General features: G+C 72.2%; 24 protein-coding genes and 1 tRNA gene. 8 read left to right on the forward strand and 17 right to left on the reverse strand.

All coding sequences use genetic code 11. The annotated features are described in order from the left end of the window. Positions 1-15 precede the first annotated feature (15 nt). Both FE374_RS11750 and FE374_RS11755 read right to left on the reverse strand, forming a co-directional pair. Complete coding sequence (locus tag FE374_RS11750; protein WP_139929289.1) at positions 16-939, reverse strand: pentapeptide repeat-containing protein; 924 nt, start codon at positions 937-939, stop codon at positions 16-18. Between the two features lie 133 nt (positions 940-1,072). Beyond that, on the reverse strand, positions 1,073-2,212 hold the full coding sequence (locus tag FE374_RS11755; protein ID WP_139929291.1) for a Glu/Leu/Phe/Val dehydrogenase dimerization domain-containing protein: 1,140 nt from the start codon (positions 2,210-2,212) through the stop codon (positions 1,073-1,075). A gap of 143 nt (positions 2,213-2,355) precedes the next feature. On the opposite strand from FE374_RS11755, the gene FE374_RS11760 reads away from it, so the two are divergent. Then, positions 2,356-2,715: a nucleotide pyrophosphohydrolase gene (locus FE374_RS11760; RefSeq protein ID WP_139929293.1), complete on the forward strand. Its 360-nt coding sequence runs from the start codon at positions 2,356-2,358 to the stop codon at positions 2,713-2,715. Between the two features lie 160 nt (positions 2,716-2,875). On the opposite strand, the gene FE374_RS11765 is transcribed toward FE374_RS11760, so the two are convergent. Both FE374_RS11765 and FE374_RS11770 read right to left on the reverse strand, forming a co-directional pair. Beyond that, on the reverse strand, positions 2,876-3,361 hold the full coding sequence (locus FE374_RS11765; protein WP_139929295.1) for an SRPBCC family protein: 486 nt from the start codon (positions 3,359-3,361) through the stop codon (positions 2,876-2,878). Continuing rightward, entirely contained in the window at positions 3,358-3,720 is a 363-nt protein-coding gene (locus tag FE374_RS11770; RefSeq protein WP_139929297.1) for an ArsR/SmtB family transcription factor, read from the reverse strand. Before FE374_RS11770 ends, FE374_RS11765 begins: the two co-directional genes overlap by 4 nt. 268 nt (positions 3,721-3,988) lie before the next feature. Here FE374_RS11770 and FE374_RS11775 point away from each other — a divergent pair, with 268 nt between their 5' ends. Further along, on the forward strand, positions 3,989-4,426 hold the full coding sequence (locus FE374_RS11775; RefSeq protein WP_139929299.1) for a VOC family protein: 438 nt from the start codon (positions 3,989-3,991) through the stop codon (positions 4,424-4,426). A 78-nt stretch (positions 4,427-4,504) separates the two neighbouring features. After that, on the forward strand, positions 4,505-5,392 hold the full coding sequence (locus tag FE374_RS11780; RefSeq protein ID WP_139929301.1) for an SDR family oxidoreductase: 888 nt from the start codon (positions 4,505-4,507) through the stop codon (positions 5,390-5,392). A gap of 102 nt (positions 5,393-5,494) precedes the next feature. Here FE374_RS11780 and FE374_RS11785 read toward each other — a convergent pair. Then, positions 5,495-5,567 (reverse strand) — tRNA-Ala (locus FE374_RS11785). A 156-nt stretch (positions 5,568-5,723) separates the two neighbouring features. On the opposite strand from FE374_RS11785, the gene FE374_RS11790 reads away from it, so the two are divergent. Continuing rightward, entirely contained in the window at positions 5,724-6,149 is a 426-nt protein-coding gene (locus FE374_RS11790; protein WP_139929303.1) for an ankyrin repeat domain-containing protein, read from the forward strand. A 7-nt stretch (positions 6,150-6,156) separates the two neighbouring features. Here FE374_RS11790 and FE374_RS11795 read toward each other — a convergent pair whose 3' ends face one another. Both FE374_RS11795 and FE374_RS11800 read right to left on the reverse strand, forming a co-directional pair. Beyond that, positions 6,157-6,996, reverse strand: a complete 840-nt coding sequence (locus tag FE374_RS11795) for an IclR family transcriptional regulator (protein ID WP_223173527.1) — start codon at positions 6,994-6,996, stop codon at positions 6,157-6,159. A 22-nt stretch (positions 6,997-7,018) separates the two neighbouring features. Beyond that, positions 7,019-8,254, reverse strand: coding sequence for a flavin-dependent oxidoreductase (locus FE374_RS11800; protein ID WP_139929305.1), 1,236 nt, complete (start codon positions 8,252-8,254; stop codon positions 7,019-7,021). Between the two features lie 398 nt (positions 8,255-8,652). On the opposite strand from FE374_RS11800, the gene FE374_RS11805 reads away from it, so the two are divergent. Beyond that, positions 8,653-9,648 carry an ABC transporter substrate-binding protein gene (locus FE374_RS11805; protein WP_139929307.1) on the forward strand — a complete coding sequence of 332 codons (996 nt, stop codon included), beginning with the start codon at positions 8,653-8,655 and terminating at the stop codon, positions 9,646-9,648. A 107-nt stretch (positions 9,649-9,755) separates the two neighbouring features. Here FE374_RS11805 and FE374_RS11810 read toward each other — a convergent pair whose 3' ends face one another. Genes FE374_RS11810 through FE374_RS19195 form a run of 5 tightly spaced genes read right to left on the reverse strand, consistent with a single transcriptional unit; the run spans position 9,756 to position 13,130 of the window. Beyond that, positions 9,756-10,376, reverse strand: coding sequence for a histidine phosphatase family protein (locus FE374_RS11810; RefSeq protein WP_139929309.1), 621 nt, complete (start codon positions 10,374-10,376; stop codon positions 9,756-9,758). Beyond that, positions 10,373-10,771, reverse strand: a complete 399-nt coding sequence (gene rsfS, locus FE374_RS11815) for a ribosome silencing factor (protein ID WP_139929311.1) — start codon at positions 10,769-10,771, stop codon at positions 10,373-10,375. Before rsfS ends, FE374_RS11810 begins: the two co-directional genes overlap by 4 nt. A gap of 38 nt (positions 10,772-10,809) precedes the next feature. Next, complete coding sequence (locus tag FE374_RS11820) at positions 10,810-12,243, reverse strand: hypothetical protein (protein WP_139929313.1); 1,434 nt, start codon at positions 12,241-12,243, stop codon at positions 10,810-10,812. Continuing rightward, positions 12,240-12,932, reverse strand: a complete 693-nt coding sequence (gene nadD / locus FE374_RS11825; RefSeq protein ID WP_139929315.1) for a nicotinate-nucleotide adenylyltransferase — start codon at positions 12,930-12,932, stop codon at positions 12,240-12,242. The genes FE374_RS11820 and nadD overlap by 4 nt, the downstream gene beginning before the upstream one ends. A gap of 21 nt (positions 12,933-12,953) precedes the next feature. Next, the gene (locus FE374_RS19195) at positions 12,954-13,130 is read right to left on the reverse strand and encodes a hypothetical protein (protein ID WP_168205674.1); all 177 of its coding nucleotides are present in this window, start codon (positions 13,128-13,130) and stop codon (positions 12,954-12,956) included. A gap of 201 nt (positions 13,131-13,331) precedes the next feature. On the opposite strand from FE374_RS19195, the gene FE374_RS11830 reads away from it, so the two are divergent. Together FE374_RS11830 and FE374_RS11835 are read left to right on the forward strand one after the other, a co-directional pair. Next, a complete protein-coding gene (locus FE374_RS11830) occupies positions 13,332-13,559 on the forward strand; it encodes a hypothetical protein (RefSeq protein ID WP_139929317.1) in 228 nt (75 codons plus the stop codon). A gap of 249 nt (positions 13,560-13,808) precedes the next feature. Continuing rightward, positions 13,809-15,296 carry a hypothetical protein gene (locus tag FE374_RS11835; protein ID WP_139929319.1) on the forward strand — a complete coding sequence of 496 codons (1,488 nt, stop codon included), beginning with the start codon at positions 13,809-13,811 and terminating at the stop codon, positions 15,294-15,296. Positions 15,297-15,324: 28 nt separating this feature from the next. Here the strand turns inward: FE374_RS11835 and FE374_RS11840 are convergent, their stop codons facing one another. The 4 genes from FE374_RS11840 to FE374_RS11855 form a co-directional block, all read right to left on the reverse strand. After that, on the reverse strand, positions 15,325-16,692 hold the full coding sequence (locus FE374_RS11840) for an NAD(P)/FAD-dependent oxidoreductase (protein WP_139929321.1): 1,368 nt from the start codon (positions 16,690-16,692) through the stop codon (positions 15,325-15,327). Between the two features lie 147 nt (positions 16,693-16,839). Then, positions 16,840-18,162, reverse strand: a complete 1,323-nt coding sequence (locus FE374_RS11845; protein WP_139929323.1) for an alpha-amylase family protein — start codon at positions 18,160-18,162, stop codon at positions 16,840-16,842. 169 nt (positions 18,163-18,331) lie between these two features. Further along, positions 18,332-18,670, reverse strand: coding sequence for a hypothetical protein (locus FE374_RS11850; protein WP_139929325.1), 339 nt, complete (start codon positions 18,668-18,670; stop codon positions 18,332-18,334). A 136-nt stretch (positions 18,671-18,806) separates the two neighbouring features. Beyond that, positions 18,807-19,034 (reverse strand): hypothetical protein, encoded by a 228-nt coding sequence (locus FE374_RS11855; protein ID WP_139929327.1) that lies wholly within the window; start codon positions 19,032-19,034, stop codon positions 18,807-18,809. Positions 19,035-19,215: 181 nt separating this feature from the next. On the opposite strand from FE374_RS11855, the gene FE374_RS11860 reads away from it, so the two are divergent. Continuing rightward, complete coding sequence (locus FE374_RS11860) at positions 19,216-20,139, forward strand: CAP domain-containing protein (protein WP_139929329.1); 924 nt, start codon at positions 19,216-19,218, stop codon at positions 20,137-20,139. Positions 20,140-20,266: 127 nt separating this feature from the next. On the opposite strand, the gene FE374_RS11865 is transcribed toward FE374_RS11860, so the two are convergent. Next, a complete protein-coding gene (locus FE374_RS11865) occupies positions 20,267-20,563 on the reverse strand; it encodes a UBP-type zinc finger domain-containing protein (RefSeq protein ID WP_139929331.1) in 297 nt (98 codons plus the stop codon). Positions 20,564-20,649 lie beyond the last annotated feature (86 nt).

Genomic DNA, 20,649 nt, shown 5'->3' on the forward strand with positions numbered 1-20,649 from the left:
GCGCTGGTCTGCGGGTTAGCGACGTCCGGACGTCGGCGGGCCGGGCCGGTGACGCGGAACGCCGTCGCCGCGGTCGTCCCAGTGCGACGGCCGGGTGAAGGACGGCGGCAGCCGGGTCGCGTCGTCGCCCTTCGCCGCGTTCAGCTGCGGCTGGGTGAGGAAGATGCTGCCGGTCAGGTCCGCGCCCGAGAGGACGGCGCCGCGCAGGTCGGCACCGAGAAGGTCGGTGACCCGGAGGTCGGCCGCCGTCAGGTCGGCGCCGATGAGGTAGGCCCCGCGCAGGTCCGCGCCCCGCAGGTCCGCACCGCGCAGGTTGGCGCCGATGCGGTCCGCGCCGCGCAGGCTGGCTCCCATGCCGCCGGCGCGCACGAGCTCGCTGGTCCGCCCGAGCAGCGCGCCGACGGCGGTGCGGTGCGCCGCGACGTCGACGGCAAGCAGCTGTTCCGGGGAGCCGGTGGTGAGGAGCTCGATCTCGCGCCGCACCCGGGACAGCTCGTCTCGGAGCGGGCGGGCCGGTGGCAGGGCGAGCGCCTCTGTCAGGTACACGAGCATCTCGTGCAGCTGCCGCATGACCGGGAAGACGGCGAACATCTGCTCGGCCGTGGTGGGGTCTTCGCGCCAGCTTCGCCCACCGAAGGTCACCTGCGAGACATGCTGGCCGGCGCCGAAGCAGTCGTAGACCGTGCAGCCTGGGAAGCCCTCCTGCCGCAGACGGCTGTGGATCCCGCACCGGAAGTCCTTCCGCAAGTTCCGGCACGGCTCGCCGGCCGCCTTGTCGAACGCGAAGTCTGCGGAGGCGGTCAGCGGGAGCGCGACGCAGCACAGGCCGAAGCAGCTCGCGCAGTCGGCGCGGAGTGCGCCGACGGGGGGCTCGATACCGACCTGCTCGGACACCAGGGACCCTTTCGGTGGGGTGCGGGGCTGCGCCGGGGTGGCCATTGTCCCCCGCGTCGTCTCGGCACGGTCAACCTCGCCCACGTCATCTCGGCACGGTCAACCTCGCCCCGCTCGAGCTGGTGCACGAGGGTTGCCGGGACCTCGCCGGCAGCCACTGACGACGCCGGCGATGGGCTCACGACCGGTACGGCCGCGGGCTGCCCACCGCGGCGATGCGCTCCTCGGCGAGGTGGTCCGCCGCCCGGGCGGGGCTGATGCCCTGCTCCGCGGCCCGGCGCAGCACGGCGAGGGTGGTGTCGAACAGCCCCTCGACGCGGTGCCGGGCACGCTCGAGAACGAAGCCCTCCTCCTCGTCGCTGACCTGGATCACGCCGCCGGCGTTGACGAGGTAGTCCGGGGCGTAGGTGATGCCCCGTTCGAGGAGCCGCTCCGCGAGGCCGCCCTCGCCGTCGTCCGCGAGCTGGTTGTTGGCCGAGCCGCACACCACACGTGCGCGCAGCGTCTCGACCGTGGTGCGGTCCAGCGCCCCGCCGAGCGCGCAGGGTGCGTAGATGTCGATGTCGGACCGCACTAGCGTGTCCGCCCCGTCGACGACTTCGACGTCCGGGTGCGTCGTGCGGACCCGGTCGATCGCCGTCGGGCTGACGTCGGTGACGACGACGTGCGCGCCGGCGTCGAGCAGGTGGTCGACGAGCAGGTGCCCCACCTTCCCCACACCCGCGACGCCCACGGTGCGGCCGCGCAGCGAGTCGCTCCCCCACACGTGGGTGGCGCACGCGCGCATGGCGGTGACGACGCCGACCGCGGTCAGCACGGAGGAGTCGCCGGAGCCGCCGTGGACCTCGCTGCGCCCGACGACGTGGCTCGTCTCGCAGTGGATGAAGTCCATGTCCGCCACGTAGGTGCCGACGTCGCACGCGGTGACGTACCGACCCCCGAGGGACTCGATGAACCGGGCGTAGGCCCGCAGCAGCGCCTCGGACTTGAGGTGCGTGGGATCGCCGATGATGACGGCCTTGCCGCCGCCGTGGTCGAGGCCCGCCAGGGCGTTCTTGTAGGTCATGCCCCGCGACAGGCGCAGGACGTCGGCGAGGGCGTGGTCCTCGGTGGGGTACGGGTAGAAGCGGGTGCCGCCGAGCGCGGACCCGAGGGCGGTGCTGTGGATCGCGATGATCGCGTTCAGCCCGGTGGCGGCGTCGTGACAGTAGACGACCTGCTCGTGCCCGTGGGCGGGGTCGAAGGGGCCAGGTACGCGGAAGGTGGTGCTATGGGGGCTGGTGGAGGGACTGGTGTCCGGGTGGGTCAGGAGGCTCATGACGACTCCCTGGTCATCTCGTGGATGAGCGGCGACCGCGCCGGGGGTGTGGTTCGGTTGCCACCTCCAGGGTAGGTCTGGCCCACCGGCCCGGCACCCGGGCGCGCTACCGCCTGTCAGGTCCCCTGCGGTAGACCAGCCCCATGGACATCTCCGACGTGCTCACCCGGCTGCGCACCTTCGCCGACGAGCGGGACTGGCAGCAGTTCCACACCCCGCGCAACCTCACGCTCGCGCTGGTGGGCGAGGTGGGTGAGCTGGCCGAGCTGGTGCAGTGGCGCACGGACGACGACGTGATCGCCCTGGCGCGCACCGAAGCCGGTCATGAGGCGCTCGCCGACGAGCTCGCGGACGTCTTCACCTACCTCGTCGAGCTGGCCGACACCCTGGGCATCGACCTCGACCGCGCGGTGCACGCGAAGATCGCCAAGAACGCCGTGAAGTACCCCGTGGAGCTCGCCCGCGGCTCGAACGCGAAGTACACCGAGCTCGGGACTCCTTAGGTCCGCCCGCGGCGCCCGGGTGCGCGGCTGGGTACTCCTCCCAGAGCACCGGGCCCCCCACGATGGGCGGGCGTCCGGCGCTCCGGGGGCACCGTGTCGGGTGGCTCGGGCCTGCGCGCTGGCGAGACTCGGCCGCCGCAGCGTCGTGGAGGCGGTGCGGTCAGGCCTCCGCGAGGAGCGCGTCCAGCTTCTCGTAGCCCTCGTTGACACCAACCTCCATGCCGCTGGCCATGATGGCGTCGCGTCCCTCGATCGAGTCGACGACGGACGTCGAGGTGACTCGCGTGCGTCCGTCGCCGAGGTCCTCGAAGGTCATGATGTCCAGCGAGACTCCGTCGGGCATGCCCTCCCAGGTGAAGGTCTGCACGAGGCGTTCGGGCGCACGGACCTCATGGAACGACCCGAAGAAGCGGGCGACCTCCTCGCCGTCCTCGAAGTCGGCGTAGCGGTAGCCGCCGCCGGTACGGGCCTCCCACGTGTCGATCCGCATCTCGCTCCTCTTCGGACCGAGCCAGCGGGCGACGAGGTCGCGGTCCACCCAGGCACGGAACACCCGCTCCCGCGCGGCGTCGAACTCCCGGATGATGCGCACGACCGGCAGCTGCGGGTCCGCCTCGATGCGCGTCTGGTTCGTGGTTGCGGTCATGATGCTGCTCCTTGCCGGTTGGTGGGTTCCTGCTCAGCGTCATCCATCTCGGCCAGCACGGCGTCGAGGCGCTGGAAACGCTCCTCGGCCTGCCGGCGGTACCGCTCGATCCACTTCGTCATGAGGTCGAACACCTCTGCCTCGAGGTGGCGCGGCCGCCGTTGGGCGTCCTTGCTGCGGCTGACCAGGCCGGCGTCCTCAAGCACCTTGAGGTGCTTGGAGACGGCCTGCACCGTGACGTCGTAGGGCGCGGCCAGCTGCCCGACCGTGGCGTCGCCGACGGCGAGCCGCGCCACGATGTCGCGCCGCGTCGGGTCCGCCAACGCCGCGAACACCCGGGAGAGGCGCTCCTCAGTCATCACACCCCCCTTACGTCATCAACCCATCGGTTGTAGACGACGGTACGTCGCAATCCGCCGGTTGTCAACCATGTGGTTGAGGAGCAGCTGCTGCGCTGGTACGGCCCGACGCCGTGCCGGGCGGTGCGAGCGCCAGCCCGGGCCCCGGCCCGAAAGTCGGCACGCATGCTCCCGACAAACCCCTCGCGCTGACCCGTGCAGTCCTCAATACTCAGGGGCGCATCATGCGCAACCATCCACGCTCGCCCGACCAGTTGGAGGCCATGTCATGACCGCACGTCTGAACCCCTACCTCGGGTTCCGCGACAACGCCCGCCAGGCGATGGAGTTCTACAAGTCCGTATTCGGCGGCGTGCTCAACATGAGCACCTTCGCTGAGTACCAGGCCAGCGAGGACCCGGCCGAGCAGGACAAGATCATGCACGCCCAGCTCGAGACCGAGCGCGGCTACACGCTGATGGGCGCGGACACCCCAAACTCCATGCCGTTCAACACGGGCGACAACTACTCGGTCTCGCTCAGCGGTGGGCCCGAGGACGACACCGAGCTGCGGGGTTACTGGGACAAGCTCGCCGACGGCGGCGAGATCGCGATGCCGCTGGAGACGGCGCCGTGGGGCGACTCCTTCGGCATGGTGACCGACCGGTTCGGTGTCTCCTGGTTGGTCAACATCGCCGGGGAGCAGAACGCCCAGGGCCAGCAGTAGGTCACGGCACCGGCGCATACTTGGCCCGCGCACTCGCCAAGAGACCCGCGCGCACGCGCCAAGAGAGAGGACGAGCCGATGATTCTTGTCGTCGGTGGGACCGGCCAGCTGGGCGGGCGCGTCGTCCGGCTCCTTCGCGATCGCGGCGAGAAGGTCCGGTGCCTCGTGCGGGCCGGGAGCGACGATGCGCCCCTTCGTGCGGTGGGCGCGGAGATCGTGCAAGGGGACCTCATAGATCCCGCGACCTTGCCGGGCGCCTGCGAGGGGGTCGCCACAGTTGTGGCGACCGCGACGGCGATCACCGGGCGGCTCGCCGGCGCCCGCCATCCCTCGATCGTCGAGGTCGACGGACGCGGAATGGCTGCACTTGTGGGCGCCGCCGCGAGGGCGGGGGTGGAGCGGTTCGTGTACCTCTCGTTCGCCGGCGCGGAGTCCGGCCTCGGCAGCCCGATGGAACGCGCCAAGCTGGCCATCGAGCGACGGCTGCGGGCATCGCAGCTTCGCGCGGTGATCGTGCGGCCCGACGCCTACCAGGACATCCACCTTGCACCGCTGGGCCGGTTCGACGTGGCCGGCGGGAAGGCCGCGGTCATCGGTAGGGGCGACACGAGGCGGCGGCCGGTGGCGGTCGACGACGTCGCCGCTCTCGTGGCCGCCGTCGCCCTGGAGCCCGATCCGCCCGAGGTGGTCGAGTTCGGCGGCCCCGAGGCGATCAGTCGCAACCAGGCGATCGCCGTCGCCGAACGGGCCACCGGCCGCCCGATGAAACGGCGGCGCACGCCCGCCGTGGCCGCCCGGCTCGGCATGCGCCTCCTCGCGCGGAGGAACGACGCGCTCGCGTCCGTGTTCGCGGCCGGCCTGCACCAGGATCGCGTCGAGGCGCGCTGGGATGACGGCCCGCTCCGCGAGCGCGGGATCGCGGGCAGGTCGGCTACGCAGTTCATCCAGGAGCAGGCCCTCGGGTGAGGGTCCCGTTGGAGCGGCGACTGACGGCGACCGCCGGGCGATGACGCGTCGAACCCGGCGAACGAGTGAGGCCCGGATCCGTGCGGATCCGGGCCTCGAACGTGGAGCTAGAGGGATTCGAACCCTCGACCTCTTCCATGCCATGGAAGCGCGCTACCAACTGCGCCATAGCCCCGTACTTTGCCCCGTGGGGCGTGGACTACTTTAGGGCATCGCCGTCCGCGAGTGCCAATCCGTTCGCCTGTCCGACGGCGTGAGCCTCACCACCCCGGCCCGCCCGGCGGGTCACCTTGACCGCCGCCTTAACCACGATCGCACCTACCCTCTGACCATGAATACCCCAGGGCCCGACGACGCCGCGCTCGAGTTCGCGCACCGACTCTTCGACCACGCACGCGAGGGCGGCACGGCCGAGCTGGTCAGCGCCGTCGACGCCGGGGTGCCGGTGAACCTCACCGACGCCAAGGGCGACACGCTGCTCATCCTCGCCGCGTACCGGCAGCAGGCCGCGACTGTGCAGGCCCTGCTCGCCCGCGGCGCCGACGTCGAGCGCCTCAACGACCGTGGCCAGAACGCCCTCACCTGTGCCGTCTTCAAGCAGGACCCCGAGATCGCGAAGCTCCTGCTCGACGCCGGGGCGGATCCCGACGCCGGCTCCCCGAGCGCCCGCGCCACCGCGCAGTTCTTCAACCTGCCGGAGATGGCTGCTCTCCTCGCCGGCGGCGGCCGAGCGCCCCACGACCCTGTGCGCTCCTGAGCCCGGCTCACCCCTGGTGCGCGGCGCCGAGGAAGTCCTCGCTGATCGCCAGGCTTGCGCGCTGCATCCGCGTGACGATGAACGGCAGGCGGGCACGCGGCAGCCGCTCCGCCGGGGCGGCCAGCGCGATCGCCCCCACCGGCTGACGCTGCTGGTCCCGCACGACGACACCGAGCGCCACGACACCCTCGGCGCTCTCGCCGAAGTTCGTGGCGTAACCGGCGCGGGCCGCGTCCTGCAGATGACGCACGATCTCGTCCACGGTCGGCAGGGTCGCCCCGGTCAGTGCCTGGACGCCCCGCGGGTACAGCGCTCGCACGGACTCCGGCGGCAGCGCGGCGAGGATCGCCTTGCCGCCGGCGGTCGCGTGCGCGGGCAGCACCAGGCCCACCCGAAGCCCGACGCGCACCGCCTGCGGGCTCGCCACGCCGTCGACGAAGCGGGCCCCGTTGCCCTCCAGCTGGACAAGGTGGACGGTCTCCCCCACCTCCTCGGCGAGCGCAGCGAGATGCGGCCGCGCCATCGAGCGCAGGTCGAGCCGGGAGACGGCGCGCATGCCGGCGTCCACGAGCGCCGGCCCTGGCCGGTATGACCGGTCCGGGCCGTCCTGCACGGCGAACCCGCGGAACCGGAGCGTGGCGAGGAGCCGGTGCGCGGTGGAACGTGCGACGCCGAGCAGCTCGGCCGCCTCCGCCACGCGCAGCCCGCCACGCTCGTCGAGCGCATGCATGAGCCTCAGCGCGTTGTCCACCGAGTCCAGGCTGTAGGGCGGGGCCGCCGCCCGCCACACGTCAGGGTCGTGCTGGACCCACGCGGTGCCCGCTCCACCGATGACCGGCTCAGTCATGCCCTCCGCCCGTCCGTGCCTGCTAGTCCTGACTACGCAGGACATCCTTGTCGTACGCCGCCACCCGCTTGTAGTTGTCCGAGATGGTGGCCATCTCCTCCCGCGTGATGACGTCCTCGATCCGGGTGAACGGCTTGTCACCCGTTCGTTCGTAGACCTCCTTGAGGATCGTGTCCGGCGGATTACGACGATTGGTCTGGACCACCGCGGACGTCGCGGGAAGCCGTTCCTTCTCGTAGCGCACGAGCGCGTCCGCTGGGTCGTCGACCTCCTCGAGCGCCACGCGCAGGGCATGGGCGTCCAGGATGGCCTGGCCGGCTCCGTTGGACCCGCGCGGGACCATCGGATGTGCGGCGTCGCCGAGGAGCGTGGTGTGCCCGAAGGTCCAGCGCGGCAGCGGGTCCTGGTCGACCATGGGGTACTCCAGCACCTTCTCGGCGCCGCGGATGAGCGCGGGCACGTCGAGCCAGTCGAAGTGCCAGTCGTCGAAGACGTCGATGAAGTCCTCGAGCCGGCCCTCCCGGTTCCAGTCACGACGCGCCGGCCGCGGCCGCTCCACCTCGGCGACCCAGTTGACCAGCTGGGTGCCATGGCCGTCGATGTCGTCGCGAACCGGGTAGATCACCATCTTGCCGGACGTCAGCCAGCCGGCTCGGACCATGCTCGCGCCGCTGAGGAACGGTTGCCACGGGGTGACACCGCGCCACATGGTCACGCCGGAGTACAGCGGATCACCCTCGTCAGGGTAGAACTGCGCCCGGATCGCCGAGTGCACGCCGTCGCAGCCGACCACCACGGTGGCTCGCTCCTCGCCGGTCCGGCCCGCCGCGTCCACGGTGGTGACCACGGCGCCGTCGCCGTCCTCGGCCACGCCGGTGGCCCGCGCACCCAGCACCACGGCGTCGGCGCCGAGGCGGTCACGCATGACGCGCAGGAGCGTCAGCTGGGCATCGGCGCGGTGGATCGACAGCTGGGGGTGCTCGTAACCAGCGAGCCGGCCCGCAGGCTCCCGGTAGACGAGCTGCCCGAACCGGTTGAAGAAGACCGACTCCCTTGTTGCGATCGAGCCGGCCTCGAGGTCGCCTGCCACACCGAGCCGGTCGAGCACCCGCACGGCATGCGGCAGGAGGTTGATACCGGCCCCGATCGGCTCCAGGCGCGCCGCGGCCTCGAGAACCTTGCACGGGATACCGGCCTGGTGCAGCTCCAGCGCGAGCGTGAGCCCACCGATCCCACCGCCCACGATGAGCACGTCCACGTGAGTCTCCCGTCGTCCTCGGTGACGGCGCGTCTGCCGCCGCGACCACGCTAGGTGACCGGCGCTTCACGCCCGTCGCTGCACGACCACCTGTTCGTCAGGGCGGAACACCCACCTCCGCTCGATACAGCCACTTCCATCAATCCAGGACGGGCGTCGGCCGCGAGCGCGTCTGCGCGCACGCCGCCGCTCCGGAGCGGGTCGAGAACGGGCACCGTTCGCCATGAAGGAATCCTGCGTCTCTGCCATCTCCGCCGCGACCTGGCGGCCCTACGGTGACCACATCCGGGCAAGGGACGAAGGTCCCGTCCGGGCACCGAGCCCGCTCGGGCGTGGCCCCGAACCCGGCACGGAGAGTCCGCGGACCACAGGCCGGTCCGCCGTCAGGAGGGACGTTCATGAGGCGCAGTGTGATGGTGACCGGAGCGACGGTCGCCGCGATGACGACGTTGGCGGCCTGCGGCTCGGGTGGCACGCCGGAGGGCGAGCAGGGCTCCGGCACCGCCACCGAGGCCGGGGCGACTGCCACGGTGCGGATCGGTGAGACAGCGGGCATCCCCTCGGGATTCCTCGCGTACGGCAAGCAGATCGGCGCGTTCGAGGACCGCGGGCTCGACCTGGAGATCGACACGTCGGCCGGCGGTGCCGCGGCCATCCCCGCCCTGGTCAGCGGCGAGTTCGACCTCGCCGGCTCCAACACCGTCAGCGCGCTGCTCGCCGGCGCCGAGGGCCTGCCGCTGCAGATCGTCGCGTCCGGGACCTTCGCCACCACCGATCCCGAGAACGACTTCTCGGCCGTGCTCGTCCGGCCGGACGGCGAGATCACCGACGCCGCCGGGCTGGCCGGCAAGACCATCGCGGTCAACACGCTGGAGAACATCGGCGACATCACGATCACCGCCGCGCTGGAGGAGCGCGGGGTCGACACCAGCGGGATCAACTTCGTCGAGATCGGGTTCCCGGACATGCTCGGTGCGCTCGCCGGCGGGAACGTCGACGCGGCTTGGGTCATCGAGCCCTTCCTCGCCATCGGCAAGCAGCAGGGCAACCTGCCGGTGCTATATCCCTACGCCGAGGCCAAGGAGGGCCTGCAGGTGGGCTCGTTCGTGGCGACCGGCCAGTACGCGGACGAGAACGCGGACGTCATCGAGAGCTTCCGGGCAGCCGTCGCCGACACCGCGAAGGCGATCGCCGACGATCCCGATGCGTTCCGCCAGGCGCTCTCCGAGGTGCAGGACGTCGACCCTGCGGTGGCGGCCGAGATGGTACTGCCCGTGTGGAAGGGGCCCGTGGAGATGGAGTCCCTGACCTACCTCGCGGAGCAGATGGAGCACCAGGGCGTCGTCGACCAGCCGATCGACGTCGAGCCCCTGGTGCCGCAGGACGCCCGCTGACGGCGATCGGCCCCGGCAGGCCGCGATGACGATCTGGCCGCGGGTTCGGTGCGCAGCGCGAGGCTCTTGTGCGGTGCTGGTCCGCCGCGCCTGGCGGTCGTGCGGGGTTATCCCTCCGCGCCGATGTTGTAACCGGCGAGCCGCCACGAGGGCGCCCGCCCGCCGTTCGGGTGCAGCGAGCTCCACCGGCAGTTCTCCAGACCGGTCAGGCCCAGCCACCCCGAGGGGTCCAGGCCCAGGAGGACGGTCTGTCCGCAGGTGATGGCGGCGCCGTGAGCGACGACAACGAGCACGTCGTCGCGCTCGAGCTCCCCGGCCGCCTCCTCGACGGCCTCGGCCACCCGCTGCCCGCATGCGGAGCGGCTCTCGGTCCCCACGCCGACCGGTTCCCGGCCGGCCCGCCACGCGGCGTACTCCTCGGGCCAGCCTGCCTGGATCTCCGCGCCGGTCAGCCCCTCCCAGATCCCGAAGCTCCGCTCGCGCAGCCGCGAGTCGGGCGCGGCCTCCACGCCAGTCAGGGCGGCGAGCACGTCGGCGGTCTCGCTGGCCCGGAGCAGGTCTGAGGTGACGATCCGGGCGGGCTCGAGGGTGGCGAGCACCTCGGCCGCACGGGCGGCCTGCCGGCGGCCGACGGCGTTCAGCGGGACGTCCGACTGGCCCTGGAGCCGCTTGGTGGCGTTGAACTCGGTCTGTCCGTGCCGCCAGAGGATGATGGTGCCCGCGGTCATGCGCCCGCGGGTTCCGCCCCCTCGGCGGGGGCGTACAGGTCGGCGGGCAGGTCGACCACGGGGCAGTCCTTCCAGAGCCGCTCCAGCGCGTAGAACTCGCGATCCTCCTCCTGCTGGACGTGCACGACGATCTCGCCGAAGTCCAGCAGCACCCAGTGCGCCTCGCTGAGCCCTTCCTTGCGGACGGCCTTGGCGCCCTCTTTGTGCAGGGCCTCCTCGACGGCGTCGACGATGGCCTTGACCTGGCGGTCGTTGGCGCCCGAGGTCACGAGGAAGACGTCGGTGAGCACCAGCCGCTCGCTGACGTCCAGGGCGATGATCTCCTGGGCCTTCTTGTCGGCTGCGGCGCGCGCCGCGACGACGGCGAGATGGCGGGAACGGTCGTCAGCGGGCACGGGACTCCTCGTGGGGTGCGGGAACGGTCGCGGCGATCCTACGCGAACGACGCCGTGCCACCTGGCGTCCCCAAGTAGGCCAGGAGGGTCGGCACCAGGCCGGCGGCGCCGTCCTCCGCCCCGCCGCCGAAGGCGAGCAGGCCGATGAGCAGGCCGATGACGATGGCCGCGAAGACCAGGATGACGATCTTGATGACCGAGGTGGCGGGGTTCTCCGGCTCCTCCTCGTAGTCGTCGTCCTCGTCGTAGGCACCGTCCTCGTAGGCGCCGTCCGGGGAGTGCGCCGACGCACCGCCGACCGCGCGGGCCGTCTCGGTGACCCGGGCTCGCAGGGGACGTCGCTCCGCATCGCGCTGGCTGCGGCGACCGACCGCCTCTCCGGCCTCGTCCGGGGACGTGCCGGCGGCGACGTCGGGTGAGGCACCGGTCGCAGCGCTGTACTCGGCGAGCGTGGTCCACTGCGGCCGCGGCGGCTCGTCGTCGTACTCGTCGTCCTCGAGGACGGCGTCAGAGCTGTCGGCGCCGGCCCAGTGCTCGACGTCGGCCGTCGGCTGGGCGAGCGCCCCTCTGGGCAGGGCGGGGGTCGCCGGAGCCATCCGGTGCGGTGCCGTGGCGTCCCGGATCGGGGACATGGCAACGGTCTGCTCGAGCTCGGGCTCGGCGGGCACGGCGAAGGCGGGCTCGTCGGGGACGGTGAAGGTGCGCTCGTCGGAGTCGGTGACGGGCCGCTCTTCGCTGATGACCGGCAGGTGCACGGCCGACTCCCACTCGGTGGGGTCGGTGGGCGCGTCCGGTGCCGGCAGCGAGGAAGGCGGTGCGGCCGCCGGCACCGGCTGGATGCCGGTGAGCGTGCCGGTGGCGTCGAGGCTGCGCATGCCCTTCGCCGCGTGCGGGGCGCGCACCACGGGGCGCCGGGTGACCCGGGTGGGCTCCGCCGTCGCGCCGGAAGAGACGTCCGGACGAGTCAGCGCCGCAGGGCGCGAATCGTTGGCCGGCACGGGGGGCGGGGACTTCTTGACCGGCGCGGCGGTGTCACCCGGCGCCACCTCGGCGACCGGCGCGGCGGTGTCACCCGGCGCCACCTCGGCGACCGGCGCGGCGGTGTCACCCGGCGCCACCTCTGCGACCGGCGTGGTGGTGTCACCCGGCGCCATCTCGGCGACGGGGGCCGGACGTCGCTCGCGGCGGCGCAGCGGAGGCTGCGCGCCGTCACCGGTGCCGGCAGCCGTGGCTGCGCGGGTGGCGCTCTGCTCCACCGTCATCGCGTTGCCACGCTCGTCTCGCAGCTGCAGCTCCCCGGTGGCGATGGCCTCGCGGCGCGCCTCTTCCTCGAGCTGGCGTCGGCGGAGCTCCTTCCGGGTCAGCGGCTCGCCGGCAAGCTCGGCGGCGCGCTCGGCGGCCCGGGCGGCCTCACGTCGGCGGCGTCGCTCCCCCAGACCACCGGTCTCGGTGCTCTCGTAGTTCTCGCTCACTGCGCTGCTCCCGCGAGGGGCGCCGGTGCGCGGGTGGCGGCGGCGTCCTTGGCTGAGGTGTGCTGGCCCACCACAGTGGCCTTCCCACCCGCCGTGTACAGGCCGTACTTGGCGATGTACTGCACCACCCCGTCGGGCACGAGGTACCAGACGGGCTTGCCCTGCTTCACCCGGGACCGGCAGTCGGTGGAGGAGATCGCCATGGCGGGCACCTCCATGAGCGAGACACCGGTGGCGGGCAGGCCCTCGGGATCGAGCTCGTGTCCGGGCCGCGTGACACCGATGAAGTGGGCCAGCGACCACAGCTCGTCAGCGTCCTTCCACGTGAGGATCTGCGGGAGGACGTCGGCACCGGTGATGAAGAACAGGTCTGCGTCGGGCAGCTGCGCGCGCAGGTCGCGCAAGGTGTCGATCGTGTACGTCATGCCGGGGCGGTCGATGTCCACCCGAGACACGGTGAAGTTCGGGTTCGACGCCGTCGCCACCACCGTCATGAGGTAACGGTGCTCGGCGTGGGTGACGTCGCGATCCTGCTTGAACGGCTGCGCACTGGCAGGGACGAAGATGACCTCGTCGAGCTTGAAGGCGTCACGCACCTCGCTCGCGGCCACGAGGTGGCCGTGGTGCACCGGGTCGAAGGTGCCACCCATGACACCGATCCGCCGCCTGTGCTGTCTTCCCCACGCCATTGGCTCCGTACCCCGCGTAAGTCAGCGGGCGGGCTTGTTCGCCGCGTGCCGGTGGTAGGTGTTCCGGAACGAGTAGGTGAGCAGCAGGAGCAGCACGAAGACGGAGAACGCCACGAGGCCCAGCACCCAGGGGTTGACGGCGGCGGCCTCGGCGCCACTCTCGGCCTCGGCGGCGAACTGCGCGAGTGCGATCTTCATCGGGTTCCTTTCGTCGAGCGCCCGGCGGTCAGGCCCCAAGTGTGGCACGAGCCCCTCGCGTGCGCGGAACCGGCTCGCCCGGTGAGAGGGTCGCCGTCCGGCCCCCACGGACGGCCCGTCATGGCCGTGGACGTCGGGGGCCCCGATCACGATCGGCACCTGCCGCCTGGGTGCGGAGCGTCTTCCCGCTCCGGTGCGGGCATGATCCGCAAGACCCGCGTGCTGATGGTGCTCGGCCTGGTGCTGCTGATAGGCGGCGTCGCCGTCGCGCGACGGCCGCGGTCGTTTGGGTGGACCGCCTGCATGCCGCTCGCCGATGCCGTGTACTCCCCGTGGATGGTTGTCCTGGACGCGCCGCGCGCTACCGGTGACCCGACCCTCCGCCGTCGTGCGGTCAGGCTGGTAGTACAAAACTCGGGCATAGCCTGAGTTTTGTACTACCAGCCCGTGGCACGACTTCACGCGCCCGACGACGTCTCGCACCCACCCGACGAGCCCTCGCACCCCCAGCACGCGACCTCTCGAGCCTGCACACGAGTTCTCGCGCTCATCCGTCGCCAGACCGCACCCGTGCCGGGGGCAACCGCCGCCAGCACCGCCGCCACCAGCGACGGCGGTACGCTCGCCCGGACCTGCCGCCCCACGCCGGCCGGCCGGACGCGCGCCCGGAGGCTTCCCATGTCCCGCATCCTCAGACCGGTCCTCGCCATGCTCTCGGGCGGCGGCGTCGTCCTCTCGCTGGTCTTCTCCTACCTCACGAACCCGTTCACGCGGTTCACCATCGTGCGGCCCACCTTCGAGGCGCGGCTGGCCGACGGCGTCCTGGAGGCGGTGGACCGCAACGACCGGCTCGTGCTCCGCCAGTCCCTCTTCTGGCGCCTGCTGGCCATGTACACGTGCGGCCTGTACATCCTGACGTCGCGCTACCTGCACAGTCCACGCTCGGCGGCCCGCACGGTGGACGGCATCATCGCCGACATCCACGCGCTGCGGTTCGACCCGGACAAGCTGCTGCTCATCTCGGGCGACCACTTCTCCGCGCTGTTCGTGCGCAACCTCGGCGTCTTCTACTACCCGATGCTCGACCGGTCGATCCCCGGAAGCGCCCAGGACTGGCAGGACCGCGAGACCACCTACCTGCAGACGCTCGGCTACGCCCTCGGGGCGTTCGCGAAGCAGGCCGAGCTGACCACGACTATCGTCTCGGCCGGCCGGCACGCGGCCACGTGCGTGAACTTCTACGCCTACCCCTCGGACACGCTCTACGGGATGCTCTACGCCCTCGCGGCGCTGCGCGGGCTCGAGCCGGCCCGCGCGGCCTCGTACGGCGCGGAGGTCCACGAGCTGCACACCACCGAGGCCGCCGCCGTCCTGCTGGACCGCTACGGCGACAGCCTGCGTCACCACTACCGCGACTACCGGAACCGGGTGCTGGACGAGGACGCCCTGATCGTCACACCCACCATCCACCTCTCCGGCGCGAAGGACATCACCCGGCGCCGGTCGGCGTTCTACGACAACGTCGTGTTCTGGAAGACCACACAGCTGGCCATGCGGCTCGGTCTTGTCGCGGACGACCCGGAGTTCCTGGCCGTGCTGAAGGCCTCCATCCTGGACCGGTTCTGGCTGCCCGAGGAGGGATACTTCCTCGAGGACCTCTCCCCCGAGGGCGTCGCCCGCCGGTACTACTCCTCCGACTGGCTCATCGTGCTGGCCACCGGCTTCCTCGACCCGGCCGACGCCCGCGAGCGCGAGTACTACGCCCGCTCGGTCGCGCACATCCGCGCCACCGGCGTCGCCCGGCCGTTCGCCATCAAGTACCAGGGCGACACCCGTGCGCACCGGCAGTTCCTGGTGGTCCGCCTGGCGGTCGCCTCCTACGGCGGGGACGCGATCTGGAGCTTCTGGGGCATGGAGTACGTCAAGACGCTCCTGCTGCTCCACCGCGCGACACCTTGGAGCGACGCCAGCTACCTGGACGAGGCCCGCTACCACCTGGAGCAGTACGAGGCCGCGATGCTCGAGCACGGCGGCTTCCCCGAGGTCTACGACGCCGACGGCGGCATGCTCACCACGCCGTTGTACCGCAGCATCCGACAGACCGGCTGGGTGATCGGGTTCGAGCAGGCACGCCAGATGTACCGGGCGGCCGTGACGGAGCAGTAGCCCGCGACGGCGACGCTACCGCCGGGCGCTACCGCCCCGAGACCACGTCGGCCAGGCGCGCCACAGGTGACGTCGCGCCGCCGCGGCGGGTCTCCTGCCGGTCGGCGAACCGGTAGGCGGCGTACATGCCGTGCACGCCCAGCCACCGCAGCGGCTCGGGCTCCCACCGACGCACGTCCCGGTTGACCCACGGCATGGCGGTCAGCTCGGTGCCCCGCTCCAGCACCAGGTCGCACAGGGTGCGCCCGGCGAGGTTGGTCGCGGCGACGCCCGTGCCGACGTAGCCGCCGGCGAAACCTAGGCCGGTGCGCCGGTCCAGGGAGACGGTGGCCTTCCAGTCCCGCGGCACCGCGAGCACCCCGGACCAGGCGTGCGCGACGGCGGCCCCGCGGGTGGCGGGGAACATCTCGTGGAGCATGCCGGTCAGCGCGTCCACCGTGCCGGGGGCGGTGACGCCGTCGACGTCGATCCGGGACCCGTAGCGGTAGGGCACGCCTCGGCCACCGAGCGCGATGCGGTCGTCGGCGGTGCGCTGGGCGTAGACGTAGGCGTGCGCCATGTCGGCCAGCGTCTCCCGTCCTTCCCAGCCGAGCTGCTCCCACACGGGTGCCGGGAGCGGCTCGGTGACGATCATCGAGGAGTTCATCGGCAGCCAGTCGCGGTGCTGGCGGGGCAGGTCGGCGGTGAAGCCCTCAGTGGCTCGCAGCACGAACCGTGCGGTAAGGGTGCCCCGGTCGGTGACCGCACTGCGCGGGGTGATGTCGGTGACCGTGGTGCCCTCGTAGATCGGCACCCCGAGCCGTTCGACCGCCGCGGCCAGTCCGCGCACCAGGGCGGCGGGCTGGATGCGGGCGCAGTGCGGGTGGAACAGGCCAGCGCGCGCGGCGGCGACGCCTACCCGGGCGGCGCACTCGGCCGCATCGAGCACCGTGGTGCCGGCCTCTGGCCAGCGGGCCTCGTCCGCGGCCCAGGCACGCAGGCGCTGCAGCTGGGCAGGGGTACGGGCGACGTTGAGCTCCCCGCCCTTGACGATGTCGGCGTCGATGCCCTCGCCGGCGCACACGGCGATGACCTCGTCGACGGTCTCGTTGAGCAGGGTCTGGAACCGGCCGACGACGTCGCGGCCGTGGGTGCGCACGTAGCCGTCCCGGCCGCCGGTCATGGTGTTGGTCAGCCACCCGCCGTTGCGTCCCGACGCCCCGTACCCGGCGAACCGGCGCTCGAGGACGGCGACGTTCAGTGCCGGCTCGGCGCGCTTGAGGTAGTACGCGGTCCACAGCCCGGTGAAGCCCGCGCCGACGATCACGACGTCCACCTCGGCGTCGCCGTCAAGCGCCGGCCGCTGCGCCGGCAGCCCGTCGGCCTCGTACCAGAAGGAGACCTGCCCGTTGATCATGGGCACATTCCTACCGCGCCGACGCCTCCGCGCCCCGGCGCGCCGCGCACGCACCCTGGTGCGACACCGCGTAGCGGGTCACCCGAGGCCTGCGTGGCGGGTCACCCGAGGCCTGCGTGGCGGGTCACCCGAGGCCTGCGTGGCGGATCACTCGAGCACCGCCCAACCGTGCCCGGGCACCCGCACGCGCCCGTCGTGCACCTCGGCGCTGCCGGCCACCACCTGGGTGACCTGCGCGGTCACCTCGGCTGCGCCGTCGGCCAGGTTGAGGACGACGACGAGGCGCCCGGCCGCACCGGTGCCCGCCGAGCCGGCGGGCCCGGTGGACGCGTAGGCGAGGAGCTCGTTGGCCAGTTCGAGGGTGCGGGTACGGGCCCGGTGCAGCCAGGGGTAGCGCCGGCGCAGGGCGATGAGCTCGCGGTGCACGTCCAGGACGGGCAGGCCCGCGGGCGGCAGGTCGGCCGGGGTGTCGGGGAACGCCGGGCGGATGGCGTCGTCGCCGCCCAGGCGCTCCTCCTTCAGGCCGGTCAGGCCCACCTCGTCGCCGTAGTAGACGCTCGGGGTGCCGGCGACGGTGAGCAGCACCACTAAAGCGTGCGGGAGGTGCCTGGGGTCGGTCAGCCGGGTGGCGAGCCGGGTGACGTCGTGGTTGCCCACGAACGTCTGTGGCACGAAGGTGTCGAGCATGGCGCCGTGCCGGCCGAGGGCGTGGTCGAGCTCGTAGAGGTTGCGGTCGTTCAGCGAGCTCCAGATCGCTTTCCAGAGCTCGTACTGGGTGACGGCGTCCACGCCCGACGCCGTCACGAAGCCGGCGTAGTCGCCGTGGATCACCTCCCCGACCACGTACGCCTCGGGGAAGTCGGCACGCACGGCCGGCAGCACTCTCGCCCAGAACTGCGCCGGCACGGCGTACGCGGCGTCCAGGCGCCACCCGTCGGCGCCGGCGGCGAGCCAGTGCCGCATCACGTCGGTGACCAGGGCGATCACGCGGTCGTCGTCGTGGTTCAGGGCCACGAGGCCCTCGTGGCCCTCGAAGGTGCGGTAGCCGGGTGGCTCTCCCGGCTGATTCCACGTCAGGTGGAACAGGTCGCCCTCGGGGGCGCCGGGCCCGGCGTCGACGGCGCGCCGGAACGCGGGGTGGTCGCGGCCGACGTGGTTGAACACGCCGTCCAGGACGATGCGAAGGCCGCGGGCGTGGGCCTCCTCGACGAGGAGGTCGAAGTCCGCGCGGTCGCCCAGGCGCGGGTCGATCGTCAAGTGGTCGAGGGTGTCGTAGCCGTGGCTGCGGGCAGCGAAGATGGGCCCGAGCAGCAGGCCGGAGGTGCCCAGCTCGACGGCGTGGTCGAGCCAGTCCACCAGGCTCCGCAGCCGGTGGGTGGTCTCCCGGCCGGGCTCGAGGACCGGCTCGGCGCCGAGGAAGCCGAGGGGGTAGACATGCCAGAAGATGGCGTGCTCGGTCCAGGACGTCATGGCGCCGTCCCTCGTTCCACGGGCCGTGTCCGTGTCACTGCGGCCGCTGTGACGATGATGCGGCGCGGCTCGAACGCGCCCGGCGGCGCGGTGGGGGCCGGCGTGGCAGGCATCTGACCACGGTATGAGGCCCGGTTGACACCCGCACCCCGGGGCCGTCGTCCGAGAGTCACAGCGTGGAGCGCTCCGTCACGACTATCCCGCGCGGCAGGACCCGGATCACCTCCGGTGGCAGCTCGGTCGCGACCATCGCTTCCTCGAGGTGGACGAGGAGAAGCTGGTGCGCCCGGTCCTCTCCACGGCCGGGCGGCCCCAAGGCCTCGACCGCGTCCGGGCGCATGGCGTCGAGCAGCGCGTGCAGGTGTTCCTCGGTCACCAGCAGCACCGTCGGCGCGTCCAGGGCGCGGCCCTGGAAGGTGGTGATCTCGTACCTGCCGGACGCCGTCGCGTTCAGCACGGCACCGTCGGCGCGCAGCGCGGCAAGCAGGTCGGAGATGTCTGCGTCCACCTGTCGATCGTGGCACGGCGGTCTCGGACGCTGCGGTCGTTCGCGCGGTCTGAGGGGCGATTTCACCCGGCCTTCACCCGGAGCGGCGGCGCGGGTGCCGGCCCCGCCCACGGTCGCACTCAGCGACCGCGTCTGCTCACAGTCGCTCGAGTCGCGGGCTGTCGAGCGCGACCCGGCGACGGTTCCCGCTGCCGAAGTCAATGATCACGGAGTTGTGACCGTCGGAGGCGATGACCTTGCCGAGGCCGTACCGGTCGTGGGAGACCTGCTCCCCGACGGGGATCGGCGCGCCGCCGGCGGCAGCTGCCTCTCGTGCCTTGTTGAACGGACTGTTGGCAAGGTGGGGGCGACTACCGGAGCTCATACCCCCATCGTCCGCTTTCCCGAGCCGGATGGGAACCCAAACGGCGAAGTTCGTGTCGAGGGGTGGCGTTTCTCTCACGACCGTCCTGTGCCGCGGCCGTGTGGACGCCCGGACCAGCGGACGTTATCGGTTTGTTATCTTGGCCGGGCACTTCACCGCCAGTCTTTCGGAGGATTCCCTCGTGCCTGTTCTGACTCAGCGTCAGCGTCGTTCCGCCCTGGCCGCCATCGCCGCGGCGACCCTCTCCGTGCCGGTCGGCATCGCCGGCCTGGCGCCTGCCGCGGCCGCCGCCCCGGCCGGCGTCGCCCCTGCCGCGACGGCGCAGGCGACCTGGACCACCCAGCTCGAGACCGAGGTCTTCGAGAAGATCAACGCCTACCGCGCCGCCCAGGGCGCCGGCCCGTTGACCCGCAACGCCTCGATCGACGGCGTCGCGCGGGCGTGGAGCCAGACCCAGGCCGGGCAGGGCCGGATGTCCCACAACCCCAGCTACGGCCAGCAGATGCCGGCCGGCGCGTCGGCGTGGTCGGAGAACGTCGCGTACCTCGCCGGGTACGACGTCGAGCAGATGGCCGCGATCTTCGTCGACGGGTGGATCAACTCCCCGGGCCACCGCCGCAACCTCCTCGATGCCGACATGACCCACACCGGTGTCGGGATCGCGCAGAACTCGGCCGGCGAGGTCTACGCCACGCAGAACTTCGGCCGTTACTCCGGCGCACTGTCGGGTGATGGGACCGCCGCACCGGCGCCCGCCCCGGCGGAGGCCCCGGCACCTGCCCCGGCGCCTGCACCGGCGCCCGAGCCGGCACCCGCCCCGAGCGAGGAGCCTGCTCCCGTCGAGGCTCCCACGGCACCCGCCCCGGCCGAGGACACGGCGCCCACGCCGGAGCCGGCGCCCGTCGAGACACCCACTGGCGACGACCCGACCGCCGAGCCCGCACCTGCGCCGACCGAGGACGCCGGTGCGAAGGACGACGCCGAGCCGCAGCGTCCCGACCGCGCCGAGGTCACGGACCGTGCGGACGACGTCCGCCCGGCCGACCGGCTCGGACGCTTCCAGCGCATGGTCCTCGAGTGGGTCCTGAGCTTCTTCGACCGCTGATGGAGTCGTGAACATCCTCGGCCGCTGACCGTGGCCGGTGACGGCCCGCCCCGCGCATGCGGGGCGGGCCTTTTGTGTCGTGAGCGCCCGCCGGGGCCCGCGATGGGGGCAGGCGCGAGACGCCGACTCAGGCGTGCGAGGGCGCGGGCGGGGCGTCGTCGATCTCGAAGGTGAGCTCGTCGGGATAGCAGAAGTACCACCCCTCCCCCGGCTCGTAGGAGCGCACGATCGGATGCCCCACGCCGTGGCTGTGCCAGCGGGCGTGCTTGTTCGGCGAGGAGTCGCAGCACCCGATGTGGCCGCAGAACTGGCAGGCGCGCAGGTGCACCCACCTGGCGCCGATGGCCAGGCAGTCCTCGCAGCCGGGCGCGCCGTCCGCGGTGACCGTGTCGTCGATGGTCTCCAGATGCGTGCAGATGGCCATGCCCCATCACACCGCACGAGCGCGACGCCGACCACAGGTGAGCAAGGCCACGGCCAGCGCGGAATGAATCCGGACCGGAGCGGAAT

It is taken from the genome of Georgenia yuyongxinii, assembly GCF_006352065.1.
Lineage (GTDB): Bacteria > Actinomycetota > Actinomycetes > Actinomycetales > Actinomycetaceae > Georgenia > Georgenia yuyongxinii.

Coding starts and splice junctions, on each gene's coding strand:
- FE374_RS11750 (WP_139929289.1), bottom strand. CDS start 939: ATGGCCACCCCGGCGCAGCCCCGCACCCCACCGAAAGGGTCCCTGGTG.
- FE374_RS11755 (WP_139929291.1), bottom strand. CDS start 2,212: ATGAGCCTCCTGACCCACCCGGACACCAGTCCCTCCACCAGCCCCCAT.
- FE374_RS11760 (WP_139929293.1), top strand. CDS start 2,356: ATGGACATCTCCGACGTGCTCACCCGGCTGCGCACCTTCGCCGACGAG.
- FE374_RS11765 (WP_139929295.1), bottom strand. CDS start 3,361: ATGACCGCAACCACGAACCAGACGCGCATCGAGGCGGACCCGCAGCTG.
- FE374_RS11770 (WP_139929297.1), bottom strand. CDS start 3,720: ATGACTGAGGAGCGCCTCTCCCGGGTGTTCGCGGCGTTGGCGGACCCG.
- FE374_RS11775 (WP_139929299.1), top strand. CDS start 3,989: ATGACCGCACGTCTGAACCCCTACCTCGGGTTCCGCGACAACGCCCGC.
- FE374_RS11780 (WP_139929301.1), top strand. CDS start 4,505: ATGATTCTTGTCGTCGGTGGGACCGGCCAGCTGGGCGGGCGCGTCGTC.
- FE374_RS11790 (WP_139929303.1), top strand. CDS start 5,724: ATGAATACCCCAGGGCCCGACGACGCCGCGCTCGAGTTCGCGCACCGA.
- FE374_RS11795 (WP_223173527.1), bottom strand. CDS start 6,996: ATGACTGAGCCGGTCATCGGTGGAGCGGGCACCGCGTGGGTCCAGCAC.
- FE374_RS11805 (WP_139929307.1), top strand. CDS start 8,653: ATGAGGCGCAGTGTGATGGTGACCGGAGCGACGGTCGCCGCGATGACG.
- FE374_RS11810 (WP_139929309.1), bottom strand. CDS start 10,376: ATGACCGCGGGCACCATCATCCTCTGGCGGCACGGACAGACCGAGTTC.
- nadD (WP_139929315.1), bottom strand. CDS start 12,932: ATGGCGTGGGGAAGACAGCACAGGCGGCGGATCGGTGTCATGGGTGGC.
- FE374_RS19195 (WP_168205674.1), bottom strand. CDS start 13,130: ATGAAGATCGCACTCGCGCAGTTCGCCGCCGAGGCCGAGAGTGGCGCC.
- FE374_RS11830 (WP_139929317.1), top strand. CDS start 13,332: ATGATCCGCAAGACCCGCGTGCTGATGGTGCTCGGCCTGGTGCTGCTG.
- FE374_RS11835 (WP_139929319.1), top strand. CDS start 13,809: ATGTCCCGCATCCTCAGACCGGTCCTCGCCATGCTCTCGGGCGGCGGC.
- FE374_RS11840 (WP_139929321.1), bottom strand. CDS start 16,692: ATGATCAACGGGCAGGTCTCCTTCTGGTACGAGGCCGACGGGCTGCCG.
- FE374_RS11845 (WP_139929323.1), bottom strand. CDS start 18,162: ATGACGTCCTGGACCGAGCACGCCATCTTCTGGCATGTCTACCCCCTC.
- FE374_RS11855 (WP_139929327.1), bottom strand. CDS start 19,034: ATGAGCTCCGGTAGTCGCCCCCACCTTGCCAACAGTCCGTTCAACAAG.
- FE374_RS11865 (WP_139929331.1), bottom strand. CDS start 20,563: ATGGCCATCTGCACGCATCTGGAGACCATCGACGACACGGTCACCGCG.